This is a genomic window from Ensifer sp., assembly GCF_031989085.1.
Lineage (GTDB): Bacteria > Pseudomonadota > Alphaproteobacteria > Rhizobiales > Rhizobiaceae > Ensifer.
The window spans coordinates 134,045-149,150 of the sequence record NZ_DALZXU010000001.1 but is presented as its reverse complement, the minus strand read 5'-3'; the positions used below and the strand labels follow the sequence as shown (position 1 = coordinate 149,150).

Annotated in this window: 16 protein-coding genes and 1 other RNA gene; 5 read left to right on the top strand and 12 right to left on the bottom strand. The window is 63.3% G+C overall.

Annotation, left to right across the window (positions count from 1 at the left end; genetic code table 11):
• Positions 1 to 31: 31 nt before the first annotated feature.
• Genes RTP54_RS00700 through rimP form a run of 3 tightly spaced genes read right to left on the bottom strand, consistent with a single transcriptional unit; the run spans position 32 to position 3,030 of the window.
• Complete coding sequence (locus RTP54_RS00700; RefSeq protein ID WP_112809282.1) at positions 32 to 730, bottom strand: RNA-binding protein; 699 nt, start codon at positions 728 to 730, stop codon at positions 32 to 34.
• Entirely contained in the window at positions 730 to 2,346 is a 1,617-nt protein-coding gene (nusA, locus tag RTP54_RS00695) for a transcription termination factor NusA (RefSeq protein WP_112816389.1), read from the bottom strand. The genes RTP54_RS00700 and nusA overlap by 1 nt, the downstream gene beginning before the upstream one ends.
• Positions 2,347 to 2,394: 48 nt before the next feature.
• Positions 2,395 to 3,030: a ribosome maturation factor RimP gene (gene rimP, locus RTP54_RS00690; protein WP_312360080.1), complete on the bottom strand. Its 636-nt coding sequence runs from the start codon at positions 3,028 to 3,030 to the stop codon at positions 2,395 to 2,397.
• 260 nt (positions 3,031 to 3,290) lie between these two features.
• Here rimP and RTP54_RS00685 point away from each other — a divergent pair, with 260 nt between their 5' ends.
• Positions 3,291 to 4,925: an MFS transporter gene (locus tag RTP54_RS00685; RefSeq protein WP_112809285.1), complete on the top strand. Its 1,635-nt coding sequence runs from the start codon at positions 3,291 to 3,293 to the stop codon at positions 4,923 to 4,925.
• An 84-nt stretch (positions 4,926 to 5,009) separates the two neighbouring features.
• Here the strand turns inward: RTP54_RS00685 and RTP54_RS00680 are convergent, their stop codons facing one another.
• The 6 genes from RTP54_RS00680 to ffs form a co-directional block, all read right to left on the bottom strand.
• Positions 5,010 to 6,248 (bottom strand): lytic murein transglycosylase, encoded by a 1,239-nt coding sequence (locus tag RTP54_RS00680; protein ID WP_312360078.1) that lies wholly within the window; start codon positions 6,246 to 6,248, stop codon positions 5,010 to 5,012.
• A gap of 49 nt (positions 6,249 to 6,297) precedes the next feature.
• A complete protein-coding gene (gene recR / locus RTP54_RS00675) occupies positions 6,298 to 6,903 on the bottom strand; it encodes a recombination mediator RecR (RefSeq protein WP_112809287.1) in 606 nt (201 codons plus the stop codon).
• An 83-nt stretch (positions 6,904 to 6,986) separates the two neighbouring features.
• Positions 6,987 to 7,598, bottom strand: coding sequence for a LysE family translocator (locus tag RTP54_RS00670; RefSeq protein WP_112809288.1), 612 nt, complete (start codon positions 7,596 to 7,598; stop codon positions 6,987 to 6,989).
• A 194-nt stretch (positions 7,599 to 7,792) separates the two neighbouring features.
• On the bottom strand, positions 7,793 to 8,116 hold the full coding sequence (locus tag RTP54_RS00665) for a YbaB/EbfC family nucleoid-associated protein (protein WP_112809289.1): 324 nt from the start codon (positions 8,114 to 8,116) through the stop codon (positions 7,793 to 7,795).
• Between the two features lie 48 nt (positions 8,117 to 8,164).
• Positions 8,165 to 10,036, bottom strand: a complete 1,872-nt coding sequence (locus tag RTP54_RS00660) for a DNA polymerase III subunit gamma/tau (RefSeq protein ID WP_112816387.1) — start codon at positions 10,034 to 10,036, stop codon at positions 8,165 to 8,167.
• 141 nt (positions 10,037 to 10,177) lie between these two features.
• Positions 10,178 to 10,275, bottom strand: an RNA gene (gene ffs / locus RTP54_RS00655) — signal recognition particle sRNA small type.
• A gap of 107 nt (positions 10,276 to 10,382) precedes the next feature.
• Here ffs and RTP54_RS00650 point away from each other — a divergent pair.
• The 4 genes from RTP54_RS00650 (at position 10,383) to RTP54_RS00635 (ending at position 12,950) form a co-directional block, all read left to right on the top strand.
• Entirely contained in the window at positions 10,383 to 10,787 is a 405-nt protein-coding gene (locus tag RTP54_RS00650; RefSeq protein ID WP_112809291.1) for an HIT domain-containing protein, read from the top strand.
• A gap of 2 nt (positions 10,788 to 10,789) precedes the next feature.
• On the top strand, positions 10,790 to 11,770 hold the full coding sequence (nudC, locus tag RTP54_RS00645; protein WP_112809292.1) for an NAD(+) diphosphatase: 981 nt from the start codon (positions 10,790 to 10,792) through the stop codon (positions 11,768 to 11,770).
• A gap of 30 nt (positions 11,771 to 11,800) precedes the next feature.
• Positions 11,801 to 12,508: a helix-turn-helix transcriptional regulator gene (locus RTP54_RS00640; RefSeq protein WP_112809293.1), complete on the top strand. Its 708-nt coding sequence runs from the start codon at positions 11,801 to 11,803 to the stop codon at positions 12,506 to 12,508.
• A 73-nt stretch (positions 12,509 to 12,581) separates the two neighbouring features.
• Positions 12,582 to 12,950: a VOC family protein gene (locus RTP54_RS00635; RefSeq protein ID WP_312360056.1), complete on the top strand. Its 369-nt coding sequence runs from the start codon at positions 12,582 to 12,584 to the stop codon at positions 12,948 to 12,950.
• A 137-nt stretch (positions 12,951 to 13,087) separates the two neighbouring features.
• Here RTP54_RS00635 and RTP54_RS00630 read toward each other — a convergent pair whose 3' ends face one another.
• The 3 genes from RTP54_RS00630 to RTP54_RS00620 form a co-directional block, all read right to left on the bottom strand.
• Positions 13,088 to 13,225, bottom strand: coding sequence for a DUF1127 domain-containing protein (locus RTP54_RS00630; protein ID WP_065784874.1), 138 nt, complete (start codon positions 13,223 to 13,225; stop codon positions 13,088 to 13,090).
• A 138-nt stretch (positions 13,226 to 13,363) separates the two neighbouring features.
• Entirely contained in the window at positions 13,364 to 14,218 is an 855-nt protein-coding gene (locus RTP54_RS00625) for a prephenate dehydratase (RefSeq protein WP_312360042.1), read from the bottom strand.
• A 13-nt stretch (positions 14,219 to 14,231) separates the two neighbouring features.
• On the bottom strand, positions 14,232 to 14,987 hold the full coding sequence (locus tag RTP54_RS00620) for a 3-deoxy-manno-octulosonate cytidylyltransferase (protein WP_312360039.1): 756 nt from the start codon (positions 14,985 to 14,987) through the stop codon (positions 14,232 to 14,234).
• Positions 14,988 to 15,106: the final 119 nt, after the last annotated feature.

The following is a 15,106-nucleotide window of genomic DNA, read 5'->3' as shown; positions in this document are numbered from 1 at the left end:
ACGCGGTGCCAGACTGTGCCGGTGACGCGGGTCATTGCTGTGGCTTGCCAGCGCCGCCTTCGGCCCGGACCGGGACGGATCCACGGTACTTTTCGAGCATGATTGCGCGCTTCACTACACCCTCACCCGCCTGCCCTGCAAGCGTTGCGGCATGGATAAAAGCATTACTTCCCAAAAGGCCCTCCATTTCCGCCGCCGTGAAGGGGCGGAACGCGGGTATTTCCGTTTCATCTTCAACCACAAAGCTCATCGCCTTGCGGGCCTGGTCTATCTTGCGGACGCCGTCGGCGGCCGCATCACTCGCGTGGAAGACGGCAAGCGCCGCCAATCCACGAACTGCCTGCTCGGTCTTCGTCGCCCCGGAGATGAACTGGGCCGCCTTGCGCGCCAAGTTCATCATGCCGGCAAGCTGCTCGACGAGCAGCCTGTCCAAGTCGTCGGCAAGCGTCGCATCGACCTTGACGTCGGCCTTCAGGGCCCGGGCGAAGAGTTTCTTCGCCATGGCCTTTTCGACCAGCGCCCGCTCCGCCTTGATCCAGCAGCCGCGTCCCGGAAGCTGACGCTTCAGATCGGGAACGATGCGGCCGTCGGGTCCGGCAACAAAGCGGATCAGATCGTCGGGCGAGCCACTCTCGCGCGTGACGATGCAAGTCCTTGTGCTGTCGCTCTTGTCCTTCGGACCCTTGTCCGAAGGCAGAGCATCAGCGTCAGTCGATGCGGTCGTCGCCATCAGGCGTCCTGTTCCGCGCCTTCGGCAACCTCGATCGCCTCTTCTTCTTCCTGTTCACCGGCAATGTCGTCTTCAGTGATCCAGCCGGCCGCAAGACGGGCCTGAACGATCATGGCTTCCGCTTCGGCGCGGGAAACCTCGAACTTCGAGAACGTGCCGTCGAAGCGCTTGGTCTCGCCATCCTTGCGTTCGCTCCAGCCGACCAGGTCGTCGGCGGCGCAACCGGCGAAGTCCTCGATGGTCTTGATGCCTTCCTCGCCGAGCGCAACCAGCATCGGGCTGGTCAGGCCGTTGATCGTGCGCAGTTCGTCGGCAACGCCGAGCTCCTTGCGCTTGGCATCCATCTCGGCTTCCAGCCGGTCCAGGTACTCGCGGGCGCGGGTCTGGATTTCGGTGGCGGTCTCGTCGTCGAAGCCGTCGATCGAGGCAATTTCGTCGAGTTCGACATAGGCAAGCTCCTCGACGGCGGCAAAGCCTTCGGAAGCCAGGACCTGGCCGACCATTTCGTCGACGTCGAGCGAGTCCATGAACAGGTTGGTGCGCTCGTTGAATTCCTTCTGGCGACGTTCGCTTTCTTCCTGCTCGGTGAGGATATCGATGTCCCAGCCGGTCAGCTGCGAAGCGAGGCGAACGTTCTGGCCGCGACGGCCGATGGCCAGCGACAGCTGCTCGTCGGGAACGACCACTTCGATGCGCTCTGCATCTTCGTCGAGAACGACCTTGGCGACTTCCGCCGGCTGCAGCGCGTTGACGATGAACGATGCCGGGTCCTGCGACCACGGAATGATATCGATCTTTTCGCCCTGCAGTTCGCCGACGACGGCCTGAACGCGCGAACCGCGCATACCGACGCATGCACCGACCGGATCGATCGAACTATCGTTCGAGATCACGGCGATCTTGGCGCGCGAACCCGGGTCGCGGGCAACCGACTTGATCTGGATGATGCCGTCATAGATTTCAGGCACTTCCATGGTGAAGAGCTTGACCATGAACTGCGGATGCGTGCGCGAAAGGAAGATCTGCGGGCCGCGCTGTTCGCGGCGAACGTCGTAGACGAAGGCGCGGACGCGGTCGCCGTAGCGCATGTTTTCGCGCGGGATCATCTCGTCGCGACGGATGATGCCTTCGCCACGGCCGAGATCGACGATGACGTTGCCGTATTCGACGCGCTTGACCGTGCCGTTGACGATCTCGCCGACGCGATCCTTGAACTCGTCGAACTGGCGGTCACGCTCGGCTTCGCGCACCTTCTGCACGATGACCTGCTTGGCCGACTGGGCGGCGATACGGCCGAAATCCATCGGCGGCAGCGGGTCGGCGATGAAGTCGCCGAGCTTGGCGTCCGGATTGCGGTCGCGTGCCAGTTCGAGCGGGATCTGCGTGGAATAGTCTTCCGCCTTCTCGACCACTTCCAGGAGACGCTGCAGGCGGATTTCGCCGGTCTTGGAATTGATGTCGGCGCGGATGTTGGATTCCGAGCCATAGCGGGAGCGCGCGGCCTTCTGGATCGCATCGGCCATCGCGGCCAGAACGATCTCGCGGTCGATCACCTTTTCGCGTGCCACTGCATCTGCGATCTGCAGAAGCTCGAGCCGGTTAGCACTGACTGCCATCTCATGTCTCCGTCTGGTTGCAGGGGGCCTCAAGCACCGCCCCGGCTTTTATTCTTCGATAGGTGAATCTTCGTCTTCGAAATTCTCGTTCGCGGCGCGCGCTGCCTTGGCCTTCTTGTCGGCCGTCAGGGCGTCGCGGATCAGATCGTCGGTCAGGATCAGCCGCGCTTCCGCAAGCGTGGTGAACGGAACGTTGACCGTGGCTTCCTCGCCATAGGCAGGCTGGTCGCGCTCGAGCTGGAAGCCATCCGCATCCACGGACACGATCTTACCACGGAAACGCTTGCGGCCCTCAACCAGGACCGAAGTCTCGCATTTCAGCAGGTGACCCTGCCAGCGGAAGAAATCGGACTTGCGAACCATCGGGCGGTCGATGCCGGGCGACGACACTTCCAGATGATACGCCTTGTCGACCGGATCTTCCACATCGAGCACCGGCGAGATGGCCATCGAAATGGCTTCGCAATCGTCGACGGTCATGGTGCCGTCGTTGCGCTCGGCCATGATCTGCAGCGTCATGCCATTCTGGCCGGACATGCGCACGCGAACCAGGCGATAGCCCATCGGCGTCAGCACCGGCTCGATGATGTCGGCAATGCGCTGATCAAGACCGGTCTCGGTGATCAGGCGGGGTTCATATTCATTTTCAGCGGTTGTCGGATCGGACAAACGATGTCTCCTCATGGGACCGGGTAATAAAAAAGAGCGGGTCCTGACGGGCCCACTCTTCATCTACCGATCAAGAATTTGAGGCCCATATACGCCTCGTTGCCGCAAATTGCAAGGTGTTAGACCGCAGGCCGCCCGGGGCGCCCGCGCGGCGCGAGCGAGACGCAATCGACAGGACGGCAAGTTTCAGCGGCTGGCACTTCGGTCTTCGAGGTTTATAACAGGCAACGAACCGCTTCGATATCGCAATCAAGAGACACGAGAGAGAAGACGAGGTGCCCACCCGAATTTCCCCACTTGCCCCCTTCAAGCATGACATCTTCCGCACGATCTGGATCGCGAGCCTCGCCTCCAATTTCGGCGGCCTCATCCAGTCGGTCGGCGCCGCCTGGCTGATGACCTCGATCTCCTCCTCGGCCAACATGGTCGCGCTGGTGCAGGCCTCGACCTCGCTTCCCATCATGATGTTCTCGCTGGTGTCGGGCGCGCTCGCCGACAATTTCGACCGGCGCCGGATCATGCTGATCGCCCAGTGTTTCATGCTGACCGTGTCCGCACTTCTGACCGTCTGTGCCTATCTCGGCCTCATCACGCCGTGGCTTCTCCTGCTCTTCACCTTCCTGATCGGCTGCGGCACCGCGCTCAACAACCCCTCATGGCAGGCCTCGGTCGGCGACATGGTCCCGCGCGACGATCTTCCTGCAGCCGTCGCGCTCAACAGCATGGGCTTCAACATCACCCGCAGCGTCGGCCCGGCGATCGGCGGCGTGATCGTGGCGACCGCCGGGGCGGCGGCGGCCTTTGCCGCCAACACGCTCAGCTACTTCGCCATCCTGTTCGCGCTGGTGCGCTGGCGGCGAGAGGTGACGATGAGCCCGCTGCCGCGCGAAACGCTCGGGCGGGCGATCACGGCGGGGCTGCGCTATGTCGTGATGTCGCCCAACATCGGCAAGGTGCTGGTGCGCGGCTTCCTGTTCGGCCTGTCGGCGAGCGCCATCCTGGCGCTTCTGCCGCTGGTGGCGCGCGATCTGGTCAAGGGCGGCCCGCTCACCTATGGCCTGATGCTCGGCGGCTTCGGCCTCGGCGCCATCGGCGGCGCGTTGTTGAGCGCAAGGCTGCGCGAGATGATGTCGAGCGAGGCGATCGTGCGTCTGGCCTTCGGCGGCTTTGCCTTGAGCACGCTAGTGATCGCGTTCAGCCCCTATGCATGGCTGAGCTGTCTCGTGCTTTTGGCTTCGGGCGCGTCCTGGGTGCTGGCGCTGTCGCTGTTCAACACCACGGTCCAGCTCTCGGCCCCGCGCTGGGTCGTCGGCCGGGCGCTGTCGCTCTACCAGACCATGACCTTCGGCGGCATTGCCGGCGGCAGCTGGCTCTGGGGCACGACGGCCGAACAATATGGCGCGACCACCGCGCTGCTCGCCTCCTGTCTGCTGATGCTGGCGGGGGCGGTTGTCGGCCTGCGCCTGCCGCTGCCGGAGTTCAAGTCGCTCAATCTCGATCCGCTCAACCGGTTCAACGAGCCGCTGCTCGAGCTTGACCTCAAGCCGCGCAGCGGCCCGATCGTCATCATGATCGATTACGAGATCGACGATGGCGACATTCCGGAGTTTCTGGAAACCATGGCCGAGCGGCGGCGCATCCGCATCCGCGACGGCGCCGGCCACTGGGCGCTGATGCGGGACCTCGAAATCCCGACCACCTGGACGGAGACCTATCACGTGCCGACCTGGGTGGAATATGTGCGCCACAACCAGCGCCGCACCCAGGCCGACGCCTCGGTCGGCGAGAAACTGACGGCTCTGCATCGCGGTGCCGCACCGCCGCGGGTGCACCGCATGATCGAGCGCCAGACGATCGTTCCCACCCACTACGAGCGCTACAAGCGACAGGTGGATGTCGACATGCACTGACCGACTGCGCCCGGTCGAGGGCGCACTCCCCTCCAATCGACGCCGAACGGCCCGGACTGCTCGCCGCTGACGGAGAGTGCCGGCTTACCGAAGCTTCGCCTTCAGCGAGGCATCGGGAAAGCACGTCGGCGCCAGACCATTCTTGGCCTGCCAGTCGCCGAGCGAGCGGCGGGTCTTGTAGCCGGCAAGACCGTCGGCCTTGCCGACGTCGTAACCCTTGGCGACCAGCGCCTTCTGCATCGCGAGCACATCGGAGCGCAGCATGTTGCCGACATCGCCCCAGGCGCCCCGGAACGCACCGCCGCCCGAGCCGATGCGATCGGCGAGATTACCGATGAACAGCGCATAGAGGTCGGAGTTGTTGTACTCCTTGAGCACGTAGAAATTCGGCGTGACGATGAATTCCGGCCCATGAGTGCCGGCCGGAACCAGCATCATCGACGGCGCGGAAAGCTCGTGCGAGGGGAACGCCTTGCCAGAAATGCGGGTGATGCCCTTGGCGGCCCAGTCAGACATCGGCCGTGCGAGATCGGGTCCTTCCTGCGCGCAGGTGACGCCCGCCGGGATCGACACTTCGAAGCCCCAGTCGCGACCGCGCTGCCAACCCTTCTTGACGAGATAGTTGGCGATCGAGGCCAGGCTGTCGGGCACCGAATTCCAGATGTCGCGGCGACCGTCGCCGTCGAAATCGACGGCATATTGCAGGAAACTCGACGGCATGAACTGCGGCTGGCCCATGGCGCCGGCCCAGGAACCGCGCATCGAGGCCTCCTCGACGTCGCCGCTTTCCAGGATATGCAGGGCGGCGATCAGTTCGCGGCGAAACAGGTCCGGTCGCGTCGACATGAAGGCCTTGGTCGCCAGCACGTCAACGACCGGATAGGGAATTTTCGCACGGCCGAAGCCGGATTCTCGCCCCCAGATCGCCACCACCACCGATGCCGGCACGCCATAGGTCTTCTCGATCCGCTTCAAGGTGGAAGCGTGGGTCGAGGCAAGGCTCCGCCCGGTTGCCGCCAGCCCCTGCAGGCGCTTTTCCGAGAAGTAGCTGCCGGGCGAGGAAAACTCCGCCTGGCTCTGCTTCTGTTCCCTGGGTTTCGGAAAACCGGGAGGTGCCAGGTCGGGCAGGTCCCAGTTGAGCTTCACGTCGGCAAAGGCCGCCTTGAAGGACCGCGCCGACACGCCCGATTTTTCGGCTTCAGGCCAGAGATCGCGTTGCAGCCACTGGCGAAACTGGTTTTCGACATCCGCTTTGGAGGCGGCCTGGGCGAAGCCCGCGAAAACAACCAACAGCAGGGTCGACAGTGATAGAAATCTCAGCATCCGGCTTTCCTAATGCGTGTCGCGCGAAAGTGCGCGGCGGTTCACAGCGTCAGATCGAGGTGCGGGCGCGAAGGGCAGCGGCCAGCGTGCCCTCGTCGAGATAGTCGAGCTCGCCGCCGACCGGCACGCCGTGGGCGAGCCGGGTGATCTTCACGTCCATGCCCTCGAGCTGGTCAGTGATGTAGTGGGCGGTTGTCTGGCCCTCGACGGTGGCATTGACGGCGATAATCAGTTCACGCACGCCGCCATTGGCCACGCGCTGCACCAGGCCCTTGATGTTGAGGTCGTCGGGGCCGACGCCGTCGAGCGGAGACAGCGTGCCGCCGAGCACGTGATAGGCGGCGTTCATGGCGCCGGCGCGCTCGAGCGCCCAGAGATCAGCAACGTCCTCGACGACGATTATCATCGTGTGGTCGCGGCGCTCATCGGCGCACACCGTGCAGGGATCGATGGTGTCGACATTGCCGCAGCACGAGCAGATGCGCACCTTGCGGTGGGCCTCGCCCATGGCTTCCGCCAAGGGGCCAAGAAGCTGGTCCTTCTTCTTGACCAGATGCAACGCCGCGCGCCGCGCCGAGCGCGGCCCGAGCCCCGGCACCTTCGCCAGAAGCTGGATCAGTTTTTCGATTTCGGGACCGGTGACTCGCTTTGCCATGCCGCGCTTTTAGCCCATATCGCCGGCAAACGGAATCGCCTAACCGGAATATGACGCGGCCAACGGACGCAGCGGAACAAGGCTCAACGGCTGGCGATGACGACGGCTGCTCCGGCAATGGTTCCGGCGCTGGCGCGATTGGCGATGCGAACCGCACGCTTGCTCTTCAACAGCTTGCGCGCATTGGCAGCCATGGTGACCCAACCGAGATCGACGACGACGAGGACAACCAGCATGGTTGCGACCAGCTGCATCCAGCCGATCAGGGTGACCGAGCGCAGATCGATGATCGAGGGCAGCAGCGCCACGTAGAACATCATCACCTTGGGATTGCCGAGCGTGACGGTCAGGCCGGCGAAGAAGAGCTTCGAGGCCGAACGGGACGGCGGCAGGCCCTCGCCCGGCATATCGGGCTCGGCCGTCCACATCTTCCAGGCGAGATAGAGCAGGTAGGCGACACCCAGCCATTTGATGGCGACGAAGAGCAGGTGGAAGCTTTCGGCAATCGCCGCAAGACCCGCGACCGCAAACGAAAGCCAGATGGCCTCGCCGATCCAGAGCGCCATGAGGAAAGGCAGGACGTCGCGCGCGCCCTTGGACAGGACGCGAGCCACAAGTGCTGCGACACTCGGCCCGGGCGAACCGGCCGCCAGCAACAAGGCGCCGGCAAACATAAGCAGGGATGTGAGCGACATTGCGCGATCCTCCTCAGGAGGCGGCAATTTACCACGCTTTGCCGTCGGCGCCAGTGGCGGGTCGAGGCGAACGATCAAACGGCACTGCGCCGTGCGGATCAACCGGCGGCGCAGGGTATTTTCAGAACGGTCAAGGCTGGTAACCGAACCGGTCAACAGCCCGCCTGCTTACGCATCGATGAATTGAGAAACAATCAGAACGGCAGCTTCATGCCGGGCGGGATCGGCAGGCCGGCGGTGAGTTCGCGGGTCTTTTCCGCCTGGACGGCTTCGGCCTTGTCCTTGGCGTCCTTGTGGGCGGCGACGATCAGGTCTTCGAGGATCTCGACGTCGTCTTCCTTGAACAGCGACGGATCGATCTTCAGGCTCTTGAGCGCGCCCTTGCCGTCGAGGCGGACGGTGACGAGACCGCCGCCGGAGGTGCCGTCGACTTCGAGTGCGGCGATTTCCGCCTGCATCTTCTCCATCTTGGCCTGCATTTCCTTGACCTTGCCCATCATCCCCATGATGTCGCGCATCGTCGTCTCCTGTTCTCTCAAAAAATGTCCGGTCGTTCGTCCGACTGATTATTCGATATCGTCGCCGGGGACGATATCGCCATCGGCAGATTCGGCTGTGGCCGGAGCAACGCTCTCGGTCTCTTCCTCCTCGACGGCGCGGATGCGCACGTCGGTGATCTTGGCGCCCGGGAAGCGGGCGAGAATGGCGGCGACATCAGGATCCTGGCGCGCATCGCTCACACGTTTTTCCTGGGCGCGCTGCTCGGCTTCGATCAGGGTCGGCTCGCCGGGCTCGCGGCTGTAGCTGACGATCCAGTGAATGCCCGTCCACTCCTTGAGCTTGACGGCGAGTTCGCCGAGCAAGGTCTTGGGCGCGTCATCGGTCACATTGACATCGAGACGCCCGGGCTCGATGCGAACCAGCCGCACGAAGCCGCGCACCAGCGTCTTGAGCTTGATATCCTTGTTCTTGCCGCAGAGATCGGCGATGTCGCTGACCGAATTGACCGGCACCGAGGCTTGCGCCTTGGCGACAGGCGCGATCGCGGGTCGCTCTTCGATCTGTCCGACGCTGATCGGCTGAGGGCTGACATCGGGGACCGCGCGCAGCATCGTCGCGCCATTGCCGGTCGGGCGTCCCATCGATGCCGGCTGAATGGCCTGTGCCTGCACGGGTGCACCGACTGACGCCTGCATGCCGCCGCCATTGCCGCCACCTGGGGCCGGGCGGGCACCGCCGCCATCGCTGCCCGACAGTTCAAGCACCCGTCGCGCCGCGTCTTCCGGCGAGGGCAGATGGGCCGCATGGGCAAGCCGGATCAGCACCATCTCGGCCGCACCCGCCGGGCGCGACGAGCTTTCGGCCTCTGGAATGCCCTTCAACAGCATCTGCCAGATGCGCGAGAGCGTGGTGACGGCGACGCTGCCGGCAAATTCCGCGCCGCGCGTGCGCTCGATCTCGCTCAGCGACTGATCGCTGGCGGCATCCGGCACGTATTTGAGCCGGGTGACGAGATGGGTGAAATCGGCAAGGTCGGTCAGAACAACGGTCGGGTTGGCGCCGGCCTCGTATTGCGCCGTGAATTCGCCGAGCGCCGCGGCAACATCGCCCTTAACGATATGCTCGAACAGATCGACGATGCGGGCGCGATCGGCAAGGCCGAGCATCGAGCGCACAGTCTCGACCTCGACCGAACCGCCGCCATGGGCGATCGCCTGGTCTAACAGAGACAGGCCGTCACGGGCCGAACCTTCGGCTGCGCGCGCGACCATCGCCAGCGCTTCGGGATCGAACGAAACGCCTTCCTTGCCGAGAATGGTGGAAAACAGGCCGACGAGGTCGGAGCCGCTGATGCGCCGGAGATCGAAGCGCTGGCAGCGCGACAGAACGGTGATCGGAACCTTACGGATTTCGGTGGTCGCGAAGATGAATTTCACATGCTCCGGCGGCTCTTCGAGCGTCTTCAACAGGCCGTTGAAGGCCTGCGTCGACAGCATGTGCACTTCGTCGATGATATAGACCTTGTAGCGCGCCGACACGGGACGGTAGCGGACCTGCTCGATGATCTCTCTGATGTCGTCGATGCCGGTATGGGAAGCGGCGTCCATCTCGATGACGTCGACGTGGCGCCCCTCCATGATCGCCTGACAGTGCTCGCCGGGGACGCGCAGGTCGATCGTCGGCCGATCGATATCGGCCGTCTTGTAGTTCAGCGCGCGGGCGAGAATACGGGCGGTGGTGGTCTTTCCAACCCCGCGAACGCCGGTCAGCATATAGGCCTGGGCGATGCGGCCGGTTTCGAACGCGTTGGTCAGCGTGCGCACCATCGGCTCCTGGCCGACCATCAGGTCGGAGAAATCCTTGGGGCGATACTTGCGCGCCAGAACGCGATAGGCGGCTGGTTTCTGTTCGGATGAAATGGACGTTTCGTCGCTCATCGACCCTGCCGCTTTATGAATTCGTGTCCCGACAGGACGGATTTACGGGACCGCGCCTCGCAACGGATGCGCCTGATCGCCGTAACCTTGTGTGGTTCTGCCTGTTTGCTGAGAGCGGTTTCGACCTCAGCAAACAGGCAGGTGGGAGGCTGGCACGATGACCCGTGCCGGGGCTCGTTAGGGCTGCTTCCTTCCGGACCTGACCCGGTTGGCGAGTGGCTCGTCCACCACCAACCTCCCGGCTCCCATATCGGCAATATCGCAAGCAAATGCAAGCCAAGCCGTCAAAAAACTGATATCGATATGCAAAACAAGACGAATCTGCCGCCGGCCCAAGGAGACTTGCTTGACGACATTCACCCTTGACGAGCGGCTTGAACGCGATGGCATTCCGATCGCCTCGATCGGCCTTTGCCAGATGCGCCTGATGAACGATCGCCGCTGGCCCTGGCTTGTCCTCATTCCCCAACGGGCGGGCATTTCCGAGATCTTCGATCTGACGCCGCTCGACCAGACGATGCTGACGTTCGAGACCAACATGGTTGCGACGGCCTTGAAAAAGGTGACGGGCGCCGAGAAGATCAATGTCGGCGCGCTTGGCAACATCGTCCGGCAGCTCCACGTGCATATCATCGCCCGCAGCGACGGCGACCCGAACTGGCCCGGACCCGTCTGGGGCTTCGGCACGTCGCAGCCGTGGGGCGAAAGAGACCATCAGGTATTTGCAGCCCGCATTCTGGAAAATCTCTGAACATGACGAAATCGATCTTTGACCTTCGAAGCCCACATCCGGAGCCGAGCACCCTCGTCGCCTTTTCCGAAAATCACCTCGATCGCCAGTCCGAGCACCGCGCCGACGATTGCGTCGAGGTCGCGCTCAAGCATCCCGGCGCGCATTTCCTCGCCTTCTCGGGACCGAAGCTCATCGTCAAGCACGACGAGAAGATCATCGATCCGCTGTTTGCCCCCTATGAACTCGAGGGGCTCGACCCGGTGCTCGACGAAACCATCCTGCTCGGCTACCTGCCGAACGGCGAGCCGCGACTGGCCGTGCCGACCGGGCTGACCGAGGACACGATCGCCGAGCCGTTCAAGATCGCCGACGGGCGCACGCTCTATCGCCAGCAGATGCTGCGCGAAGAGCTTCTCGGGCAATTCGCGCAAGGATCGAGCCTCATCACCTGGAACGCCAACAACCGCTTTTGCGGCCGTTGCGCCGGACCGATGGAGGGCAAGGCCGGAGGCTATCGCCGGGTTTGCACCGCCTGCGGCCACCTGGTCTTTCCGCGCACCGACCCCGTGGTCATCATGCTGACGATCGACCTTGAGCGCGATCTTTGCCTGCTCGGCCGCAGCCCGCACTTCACCGCAGGCATGTATTCGTGCCTTGCCGGCTTCGTCGAGCCGGGCGAGACCATCGAGAATGCCGTCCGCCGCGAGACCCATGAGGAATCCGGTATCCGCGTCGGCCGGGTGCGCTACCATGCCTCTCAACCCTGGCCGATGCCGCATACGCTGATGATCGGCTGCTATGCGGAGGCGCAATCGACCGTCATCAAACGCGACGAACAGGAACTCGAGGACGTGCGCTGGTTCACGCGCGCAGAAACCGCTGCAATGCTGGAACGCACGACCGGTGTAGCCGATACCGGCAACCAACATGTCCCGCCGCCGAAGGGCGCCATCGCCCATCAGCTGATGCGCGACTGGCTGGCCTGGGGCGAAAACGGCTGAGCATCGCCAGCCGATACGTGGAGGTCCGACGTGTCCCGCTCCGAACGGCTGCTCGACCTCCTGCAGGTTCTCCGGCGCTTCCGGCAGCCCGTTAGCGGCCGACGGCTGGCCGAGGAAACCGGCGTCAGCCTCAGGACGCTCTACCGCGACATCGCCAGCCTGCAAGCGCAGGGCGCCCATATCGAGGGCGAGCCGGGGCTCGGCTACATTCTGAAGCCCGGCTTCATGCTGCCGCCGATGATGTTCTCGCAGGAGGAGATCGAGGCGCTGGTGCTCGGCTCGCGCTGGGTGGCAAAACGTGCCGACACCCATCTGGCGGCGGCGGCCGGCAACGCGCTTGCCAAGATCGCCGCAGTGCTTCCGGCAGACCTTCGCGACGAACTCGACGCCTCGACGCTGCTTGTCGGACCAGCCCCGACCGCAGCCGAGCGCATCGACGTTGCGCTTCTGCGCAAAGCCATCCGCCAAGAGCACAAGCTCGACATCGCCTATATCGACACCGATGGCGGCGAGACCCGACGCACCGTCTGGCCGTTTGCGCTCGGCTTCTTCGAGAATGTCCGGGTGCTGGTGGCATGGTGCGAGCTGCGCCAGGGGTTCCGGCATTTCCGCACCGACAGGATCCGGCGGGCCGATATGAGCGCCACGCGCTATGGTCGCCGGCGGCAGGCGCTGCTTGCCGAATGGCGGGCGAGCCAGAAGATTACCGCCCCTGACACCGGGGCGAATTCGCCGTAGCGCAGCCCCATCGATGCTGACAGGAATTGGCAGTATGGCGCGCTAGTCTGAACTCCCAACAAGGAGACAGATCATGGCTCAGGCTAATCTCATCATTTTCTATGTCGCCGATCCGCTGGCAAGCGTCGGCTTCTATCGCAAGCTGCTCGGCAGGGAGCCGCTCGTTTCCTTCCCGACCTTTTCGTCCTTCGACCTGCAGAACGGTTTCGTGCTCGGGCTCTGGGCGCAGGACACGGTCGTGCCGCCACCTTCAAAGATCGCCAGCCGCAGCGAATTGGCCTTCATGGTGAAGGACGAAGACGCGGTGCGCGCGCACTATGAAAACTGGAAAAGTGCTGGCCTGGCGATCGCGCAGGAGCTGACGAAGATGGATTTCGGACCGACCTTCGTAGCGCTTGACCCGGATGGACACCGCCTGCGCGTGTGCCTCTTCGACGACTAGGTCCACAGCATGAAATCATGCTGACGCTTCAAAGTGCTACGGCGTCCTTTGCGCATCGTAGCGATGTGCAAAGGACGCCGTAGTGCGTTGCGCGTATCCCGCCAGCTTGGGTGGCGGGATACGGCGAATGGTGCTGTTTAGCGACCGTAAACGGCAGCCTGGATCTGCGAACGGGAGATACCGATATCGCTCAGGGCGTGGTCGTCCAGCGAATTCAGCTCGCGGATCGCACGGCGCATTTTTGCATATTCAACGATCTTCTGACGGATCTTCATTTTTAACACTCCATATGTGAACGAGTGTCAAATAGGCATTTGCACATTATTTAGGTACCTCCGCGATTGCAGACCGGGCATGCACCAGACGCGTAGCGGGTTAACGCATTGGTAAGCCTGATCTGCAGTTGCGGAGACCTAGAGGACTCCGCGCATCGGGTGCGCCTTGTAAATGCCGAGGATGCGGACCTTTTCGGAGAAGAAGCGCAACTCGTCCATGGCGTGACGCACGCCGACGTCATCCGGATGCCCCTCGATGTCGGCATAAAACTGCGTGGCGACGAACTTGCCGCCGAGCTGATAGCTCTCGAGCTTCGTCATGTTGATGCCGTTGGTGGCAAAGCCGCCCATCGCCTTGTAGAGGGCGGCCGGGATGTTGCGCACGTTGAACACGAATGTCGTGATGATCAGTTCGTCATCGGCATGACGGTCGTGACGCACCTCCTCGCGCGACAGCACGACGAAGCGCGTCACGTTGCTTTCCGTGTCCTCGACATTTTCTGCGACGATGTCGAGACCATAGAGATCGGCTGCAAGCCGCGGCGCCAGCGCCGCCATGGAGCGATCGCCCTGTTCCGATACCAGCTTGGCGGCACCGGCCGTATCGCCGGCGACCACCGGCTTCCAGCCGTTGGCGCGCACGATCTTGCGGCATTGGCCGAGTGCGTGAATGTGGCTGTGCACCGTGCGGATCTCGTCACGCGCCACGCCCGGCAGCACCATCAGCTGGAAGCGAATCGGCATGAAATACTCGCCGACGATATGCAGGCGCGATTCGGGCAAAAGGTGATGGATGTCGGCGACGCGGCCGGCAATGGTGTTTTCGATCGGGATCATCGCCAGATCGGCTTCACCGTTTTCCACCGCCACGAAGGCGTCTTCGAAGGTCTGGCAGGGAAGCGGCTCCATCGACGGAAACATGTCGCGGCAGGCCATGTCGGAATTGGCGCCGTAGTCGCCCTGGAAGGAGATCCTGTTGGTCTTCGTGGTCACACTGTCTTCCTTCTCAGGCTTTTTCGGAAAGGATGCGGCGGGCTTTTTCCAGCTCGACCGGCGTATCGACACCGAGCGGAACCGTGTCGACGATTTCGACATCGATGCGCATGCCGGCTTCAAGCGCCCGCAGCTGCTCAAGCGATTCGCGTTTTTCGAGCGTCGACGGCTTCAGGGCAACGAAGTTTTCGAGCGCCTGGCGGCGATAGGCATAAAGACCGATGTGGTGATAGAGCGGACCTTCGCCATAGGGCGCGGTCGCGCGCGTAAAATAAAGCGCGCGCAGGCGCGTCTGGGACAATGGCGAGCCGACGATCTTGACGATGTTCGGGCTCTTCTTCTCGTCCTCGTCGGTGATTGCCACCGTCAGGGTGGCAATATCGGTCGCCGCGTTGTCGAGGAGCGGCCGCAGCGAGGCGCGGATCGGAGCGGGTTCGATCGTCGGCAGATCGCCCTGCACGTTGATGACGAATTCCGCCTCGCGGTGCGGGTCGGCCTTTTGCAGGGCCTCGTAAATACGGTCGGATCCGGACTGGTGGTCGACCCTTGTCATGATCGCTTCGAAGCCGGCGTCGCGTACGACATCGAACACGGTCTGGTCGTCGACGGCGACGACGACGCGTCCGACACCAGCTTCCGCCGCGCGCCTGGCAACCTGGACGATCATCGGCAGGCCGCAAATATCGGCGAGCGGCTTGCCCGGCAGACGGGTGGAGGCCATGCGCGCCGGAATGAGCACGATGGCTTTGCCTGAATTTTCGCGATTCATGATGTGGCCTTCAAAAACCCCGCCAAAGTGTCAAAAAGTCTCAGTTCGGGGCCCATAATGTCTGTTGCAACGCAGAGCCAAAAGACATAGGTTCCGCGCGATTTCAAGATGGGCCGGGT

Coding starts and splice junctions, on each gene's coding strand:
- RTP54_RS00660 (WP_112816387.1), bottom strand. CDS start 10,036: ATGAGCGACGAAACGTCCATTTCATCCGAACAGAAACCAGCCGCCTAT.
- RTP54_RS00630 (WP_065784874.1), bottom strand. CDS start 13,225: ATGAAGATCCGTCAGAAGATCGTTGAATATGCAAAAATGCGCCGTGCG.
- nudC (WP_112809292.1), top strand. CDS start 10,790: ATGACGAAATCGATCTTTGACCTTCGAAGCCCACATCCGGAGCCGAGC.
- RTP54_RS00665 (WP_112809289.1), bottom strand. CDS start 8,116: ATGCGCGACATCATGGGGATGATGGGCAAGGTCAAGGAAATGCAGGCC.
- rimP (WP_312360080.1), bottom strand. CDS start 3,030: ATGAGGAGACATCGTTTGTCCGATCCGACAACCGCTGAAAATGAATAT.
- RTP54_RS00700 (WP_112809282.1), bottom strand. CDS start 730: ATGGCGACGACCGCATCGACTGACGCTGATGCTCTGCCTTCGGACAAG.
- RTP54_RS00670 (WP_112809288.1), bottom strand. CDS start 7,598: ATGTCGCTCACATCCCTGCTTATGTTTGCCGGCGCCTTGTTGCTGGCG.
- nusA (WP_112816389.1), bottom strand. CDS start 2,346: ATGGCAGTCAGTGCTAACCGGCTCGAGCTTCTGCAGATCGCAGATGCA.
- RTP54_RS00635 (WP_312360056.1), top strand. CDS start 12,582: ATGGCTCAGGCTAATCTCATCATTTTCTATGTCGCCGATCCGCTGGCA.
- RTP54_RS00680 (WP_312360078.1), bottom strand. CDS start 6,248: ATGCTGAGATTTCTATCACTGTCGACCCTGCTGTTGGTTGTTTTCGCG.
- RTP54_RS00620 (WP_312360039.1), bottom strand. CDS start 14,987: ATGAATCGCGAAAATTCAGGCAAAGCCATCGTGCTCATTCCGGCGCGC.
- recR (WP_112809287.1), bottom strand. CDS start 6,903: ATGGCAAAGCGAGTCACCGGTCCCGAAATCGAAAAACTGATCCAGCTT.